The organism is Actinophytocola sp. (assembly GCF_045807065.1).
Taxonomy (GTDB): domain Bacteria; phylum Actinomycetota; class Actinomycetes; order Mycobacteriales; family Pseudonocardiaceae; genus Actinophytocola.
In genome coordinates this window covers 1-5,840 of sequence record NZ_JBJMIE010000687.1, presented here as the reverse complement: position 1 = coordinate 5,840, position 5,840 = coordinate 1, and the positions used below count along the sequence as shown (strand labels likewise).

The following is a 5,840-nucleotide window of genomic DNA, read 5'->3' as shown; positions in this document are numbered from 1 at the left end:
CGCGCGGCCACCGACCCCGCGCCCGACGACCCGTACCGCGGCCTGTACCTGAACCCGGACGCGGTGGAGCGGCTGCTGTCCCCGCCGGCCCGGCCACTCGCGTTCGAGGCGGACGACCCCGAGCCGGACTCCCGGCTGGGGACGCTCGCGCGGCGCTTCGGCCTGTCCCCGCTGGACGTGGAGTTCCTGCTCGTCGCACTGGCACCGGACGTGGACACCCGCTTCGAGCGCCTGTACGGGTACCTCAACGACGACGTTACCCGCCGCCGGGCGACCGTCGGCCTCGCACTGGAGCTGTGCGGCGAGCCGGCCGCCGGCCCCGCCCGGTTCCGCCTGGCGGCCAACGGACCGCTGATGGTGGGCGGCCTGCTGGAGGTGCGGGAGCCGCAGCTGCCCGCCCTGTCCCGGGTGCTCCAGGTCCCGGACCGCGTGGTGGCCCACCTGCTCGACGACGACACCCCCGACTCCGCGGCAACGGAGATCGCCAGGGTGACAACGGCGGCCTGCCCCCGAGAGAACGAGTTCGCCACCCGGCTGGGCGCCTTCCTGACCAACCTCTTCCCCCAATCCCGCCCCGCCCCGAAACGGCCGGTGTCCCGCGAGCCCCCCGAATTGTCGGTGTCGCGTGGGACGATGGAACCGGGGGCCGGAGGCCGCCCCCTCGACAGCACACCCGTCTACCTGCGTGGCGCGGACGCCGGCCTCGAGGCCGTGGCCGCACTGGCCGAGGCCGGCCGCGAGGCGCTGGTGGTCGACGTCGTGGCGCTCGCCGACCTGGACGACCCGCCGGTCGACGCCGTGGTCCGGGAGGCCCGTCTGCGTGGTGCGGGCATCGTGCTCGGGCCGCTCGAAGCTCTGCCGCCGCAACGAGCCCGGCTGCTCAGGCGGTTCGCGGCGGCGGACGTGCCGGTGGTCTTCCACGGCCAGCAGTTCTGGGATCCGAGGTGGACGGACGCGGTGACGGTCACCGTGCCCCCGCTGGACCCCGGCCGCCGCTCGGCGCGCTGGGCGACGGCACTCACCGGGGCGACCGGCGCGCCACCCGCTCCGGACCTGCTGGCGGCACTGGCGGGCTTCCGACTCGGGGTCGCCGAGGTGGACCGCGCGGTCGCCGTCGCCGTCCGGCTGGCCGCGCTGAACCGGCAGCCGGTGACCCTGACGCACGTGCGTGCCGGCGTGCGCGCACAGAACGGCGCCGGGCTGGACCGCCTGGCGCGCCGGATAGTCCCGTCCGTCGGCTGGCCCGACCTCGTGCTGCCGGACCCGACGCGCCGGCAGCTCACCGAGTTGGTCCGTCGAGCCCGGTACCGCGAACGTGTGCTGGGGGAGTGGCGGATGCGCCCCGGCGGCGGCAGGGGCCGGGGCGTGGTGGCGCTGTTCGCCGGCGAGTCCGGCACCGGCAAGACGATGTCCGCCGAGGTGGTCGCCGCCGAGTTGGGCATGGACCTGTACGTGGTCGACCTGTCCACGGTGGTCGACAAGTACGTCGGCGAGACGGAGAAGAACCTCGAACGGATCTTCACCGAGGCGGCCGGCGTGCACGGCGTGCTCCTGTTCGACGAGGCCGACGCCGTGTTCGGCAAGCGCTCGGAGGTCAAGGACGCGCACGACCGCTACGCCAACGTCGAGTCGGCGTACCTGTTGCAGCGCATGGAGTCCTTCGACGGCATCGCCGTGCTCACCACCAATCTGCGGTCCAATGTGGACCAGGCGTTCACCAGGCGGATCGACGTCATCGCGGACTTCCCCGTCCCCGACGCCGAACAGCGCCTCGCCCTCTGGGACCGTTGCCTGGGCACGGCCATGCCCCGCGCGGACGATCTCGACCTGTCGTTCTGCGCCGACCGCTTCGAGCTGGCCGGTGGCTCGATCCGCGCCTGCGCGGTCACCGCCGCCTACCTGTCCGCCGCGGCCGACCGGCCCGTGACGATGGCCGACGTCGTCGACGCCGTGCGCCAGGAGTACCGCAAACTGGGCCGACTCGTCCTGGCGAGCGAGTTCGGCCCGTGGCTGACCGGACCGCACCCGAGTCCGAGCGAGCCGCGGTCCGCGCCCCCGGCGACCTGAGCACCCGGTGCACCTCACGCGAAGCGCCTCGGGCACCGGCTGCCCCGAGGCGCTTCGGCCCGCCCGGCGCCAGCTGCCTTTTCGGGCAGCGGACTGCCCTCGGCCGGAGTCGCGCGGACCTGCCCCGGCGGGCCGCCACACAGCAGGCTTGTGGTGGCAGAGCGGGAAGATGACCAAGGAGCGAGTATGCCGCAGTACCTCTCCCCAGGCGTGTACGTGGAGGAGGTCCAGTCCGGAGCGCGACCGATCGAGGGTGTCGGCACGGCGGTGGCCGCCTTCGTCGGGTTCGCCGAGCAGGGACCCTTCCACCAACCGACCCTGGTGGCCAACTGGAACCAGTACGTGCAGAACTTCGGCGGGTTCACCGACGGCGCCTACCTGCCGCACGCGGTGTACGGCTATTTCACCAACGGCGGCGGTGCGGCCTACATCGTGCGGGTCGGCGGGGCGGTGTCCGATGCCGAGCCGGCCGCGGGAGAACCGGTGCGGCTGGGCGGGTTGCGGGTCGCCGCGCTGCCCGGCGCCGGCTCGGACGTCACTGTCGAGGTGACCGATGTGGACGGTGAGAACCCGCCGGAGGACCGGTTCCGCCTGGTGGTCCGCCAGGGCGATCGGGTCGCGGAGACCTACGACGTGTCCACCCGCAAGAACGTCCGGAACTTCGTCGTCACCCAGGTCTCCGCGCAGTCCAAGCTCATCACCGTGGCCGAGCAGGGCAACGGTGCGCTGGCCAAGCCGGACAAGCAGTCCGTCACGCTGCCGCCGCCCACCACGTCACCGGCCAGGGTGGACGCCCAGGAGTACCTCGGCGACGCCGAGGCGCGGACCGGGTTCGGTGGCCTGGAGAGCATCGACGAGATCACCATGGTCGCGGTGCCCGACCTCATGAGCGCCTACCAGCGCGGCATGATCGACCTCGAGGGCGTGAAGACCGTGCAGCTGGCGGTGGTCGCGCACTGCGAGCAGATGGGTGACCGCGTCGCCGTGCTGGACGCGCCACCCGGGCTGTCCGCACAGCGCGTGCGTGCCTGGCGCCAGGACGAGGCGGGCTACGACTCCCGGTACGCCACGCTGTACTACCCGTGGCTGCGGGTGTTCGACCCGACGTCCGGGCGCAACACCGTCGTGCCGCCGTCTGGCCACGTCGCCGGCGTGTGGGCGCGCAACGACGCCGAACGCGGTGTGCACAAGGCACCGGCGAACGAGGTGATCCGCGGTGCGGTCGACCTGGACTACCAGCTGAGCAAGAGCGAGCAGGACCTGCTGAACCCGGTCGGCATCAACTGCGTGCGTGCCTTCCCCGGTCGCGGCATCCGGATCTGGGGTGCCCGCACGCTGTCCTCCGACCCGGCCTGGCGCTACCTCAACGTGCGGCGGCTGTTCAACTTCCTGGAGGAGTCGATCCTGCTCGGCACCGAGTGGGTGGTGTTCGAGCCGAACGACGACCGGCTGTGGTCGAGCATCCGGCGCAACATCTCCGCGTTCCTCACCGAGCAGTGGCGGCAGGGCGCGTTGTTCGGCCGCACCGCCGCGGAGGCCTTCTACGTCAAGTGCGACGAGGAGAACAACCCGCAGGAGTCCATCGATCTCGGCCAGGTGGTGTGCGAGATCGGGGTGGCGCCGGTGAAACCGGCGGAGTTCGTGGTGTTCCGGCTGGCGCAGTTCTCCGACAGCACCAGCCTCGTGAGTGAGTAGAAAGGCAAGCGATCATGGCAGAAGGCGACGCTCTCGCCACACACATCTTCGGCGTCCAGCTCGGCGGGTACATGGTCGAGTCGCTCCAGGAGGTCAGCGGGCTGACCGTCGAGGAGGACGTCGTCGAGATCTACCAGGTGACCGCCACCGGCAAACCGATCATCCGCAAGCAGCCCGGCGCGCAGAAGGGCGGCGAGGTCACGATCACCCGCGGCCTCGACAAGAGCTCCGAGTTCAGCAAGTGGCTCAAGGAGACCCTGGAGAACGGCGCGGTCAACTCGGCGCGGCAGAACATCACCATCGAGGTCAAGGACACCGAGGGCAACTCGGTGCGGCGCATGCAGCTGACGAACGCGTGGGCCAGCAAGTGGGAGGGCCCGTCGCTGAAAGCCGGCGAGTCCAGCGCCGCCACCGAGAAGGTGACCCTCACGTTCGAGGAGATCAAGGTCGAATGAGAAGGAGGACGATCGGCCTCGACGCGCTCGACGAGCTGGTGGAGGCACCCAGGCCCGCCGTCGACGCGTCGCGGCTCCGCACGGAGTTTGAGTTCGAGCTGCCGAGGGGGTACGTGGACGCCGAGGGCGTGGTCCACCGCCACGGCAGGATGCGGCTGGCCACCGCCCGCGACGAGCTGCGCCCGCAGATCGACCTGCGCGTCAAGGAGAACCCCGGGTACCTGAGCGTGGTGCTGCTCAGCCAGGTGATCACCGCGCTGGGCACCGTGCCCGACGTCCGCGTCGAGGTGGTGGAACAGATGTACGCCACCGACATCGCCTTCCTGCAGGACTTCTACCGCCGCATCAACAGCGAGGGCCACACGAGGGCGGGCGTGTCCTGCCCGTCCTGCGGGACGGCGTTCGAGGTCGACCTGGCGGGTGGGCGCCTGGGGGAATCGTGACGTACGCGGCCGGCCGCCTGCTCGAGGAGGTCGCGTACGTGGCCTACCACTTCCACTGGCCACGCGCCGAGATCCTGGACCTGACGCACGGTGAGCGGCAGCAGTGGGTCCGGGAGATAGCCAACCTGAACACGAGGATGAACGACGGGAGGTGACTGGAGTGTCCTTCCTGGACAGATGGCGCCACCGGCGCCCGGACCCGCCACCACCCTGGGACGGCGGCTGGCGCACGCTGCCGCCGCTCACCGGGGTTCTCGGCGCCGTCCCGACCATGACCGCCGGCTTCCGCGAGAACCTGACGTCCTGGCAGGACAACCGGTTGAGCGGTCCGCTGGGTCATTCGGTCTCCGCGGACGCGCCGGCCGGTGTGCTGCACGGCGTGGCGCGTCCAGTGCCTGATTCCGTGCGGCGGGGTGACGTGCGGCCGGTTCAGCGTCTCACCTCGCCGGCCACTGCCCGGCGACCGTCGGTGCCCGATCCGGGGCGACGAGTCGAGGAGGAACTGGCGCTTGCTCCGCATGCCCCGCTTCCGCCGGAGAGGGCGAGCCGGAACCGGCGATCCGTCGTGCCATCGGGGGGCTCGGCGCGCCGAGTCCCTGACGTGGCTGGTGGTGGGGTGCCGGCGACGGCGGAGGCACGGCCGGCTGGACCGGCTGCGGGCTCGTCTGGCCCGTTGGTACCCCGAGTGAAGGGCTCCGCTCAGAAGGCTTCGGGGTCGGGCGCCGGTTCGTCTGGTTCGGTGGTCCAGCGGGTGGCGGAGCCGGGCGACGGGGTTTCGAGGTCGGGAGGTGGGACGGCCGCGGAGTCGTCCGGTGCCGGTGTTGAGCGGGTTGCTGAGGTTCTGGGTGTGGAAGGTGGGTCGGCCGATCCGGGGGTTCAGCGGGTGACCACCGGGGTGTCGGGGTCGGGGAGTGTGCCGCGCAGTGGGGTGGCCGCGGAGCCGTCTGGTTTCGGTGTTGAGCGCGTTGTCGGGGTTCTGGGTTCGGTGGGTGTGGAAGGTGGCCCGGCCGGCCCGGTGGTTCAGCGGGTGACCGCTGACGTTGGGGGGTCGGCGGGTGTGGGGCGGGGTGGGGTGGCGGTCCAGAGGGCGGTGGAGTCGGGTGGCGGGGTTTCGGGGTCGAGAGGTGGGATGGGCGCGGAGTCGTCCGGTGCCGGTGTTGAGCGGGTTGCCGGGGTTCTG

General features: G+C 71.8%; 5 protein-coding genes. All 5 read left to right on the top strand.

Features of this window, described 5'->3' with window-relative positions; translation table 11 throughout:
- On the top strand, window positions 1-2,067 hold a 2,067-nt coding region (locus ACJ73U_RS40430; RefSeq protein WP_407783073.1), incomplete at its 5' end, for an ATP-binding protein.
- Between the two features lie 186 nt (window positions 2,068-2,253).
- Window positions 2,254-3,762: a phage tail sheath family protein gene (locus tag ACJ73U_RS40425; RefSeq protein ID WP_407783072.1), complete on the top strand. Its 1,509-nt coding sequence runs from the start codon at window positions 2,254-2,256 to the stop codon at window positions 3,760-3,762.
- Window positions 3,763-3,776: 14 nt separating this feature from the next.
- On the top strand, window positions 3,777-4,217 hold the full coding sequence (locus ACJ73U_RS40420) for a phage tail protein (RefSeq protein ID WP_407783071.1): 441 nt from the start codon (window positions 3,777-3,779) through the stop codon (window positions 4,215-4,217).
- Window positions 4,214-4,660 (top strand): hypothetical protein, encoded by a 447-nt coding sequence (locus ACJ73U_RS40415; protein ID WP_407783070.1) that lies wholly within the window; start codon window positions 4,214-4,216, stop codon window positions 4,658-4,660. Before ACJ73U_RS40420 ends, ACJ73U_RS40415 begins: the two co-directional genes overlap by 4 nt.
- Window positions 4,657-4,815 carry a DUF6760 family protein gene (locus ACJ73U_RS40410; protein ID WP_407783069.1) on the top strand — a complete coding sequence of 53 codons (159 nt, stop codon included), beginning with the start codon at window positions 4,657-4,659 and terminating at the stop codon, window positions 4,813-4,815. Before ACJ73U_RS40415 ends, ACJ73U_RS40410 begins: the two co-directional genes overlap by 4 nt.
- Window positions 4,816-5,840: the final 1,025 nt, after the last annotated feature.

Coding starts and splice junctions, on each gene's coding strand:
- ACJ73U_RS40425 (WP_407783072.1), top strand. CDS start 2,254: ATGCCGCAGTACCTCTCCCCAGGCGTGTACGTGGAGGAGGTCCAGTCC.
- ACJ73U_RS40420 (WP_407783071.1), top strand. CDS start 3,777: ATGGCAGAAGGCGACGCTCTCGCCACACACATCTTCGGCGTCCAGCTC.
- ACJ73U_RS40415 (WP_407783070.1), top strand. CDS start 4,214: ATGAGAAGGAGGACGATCGGCCTCGACGCGCTCGACGAGCTGGTGGAG.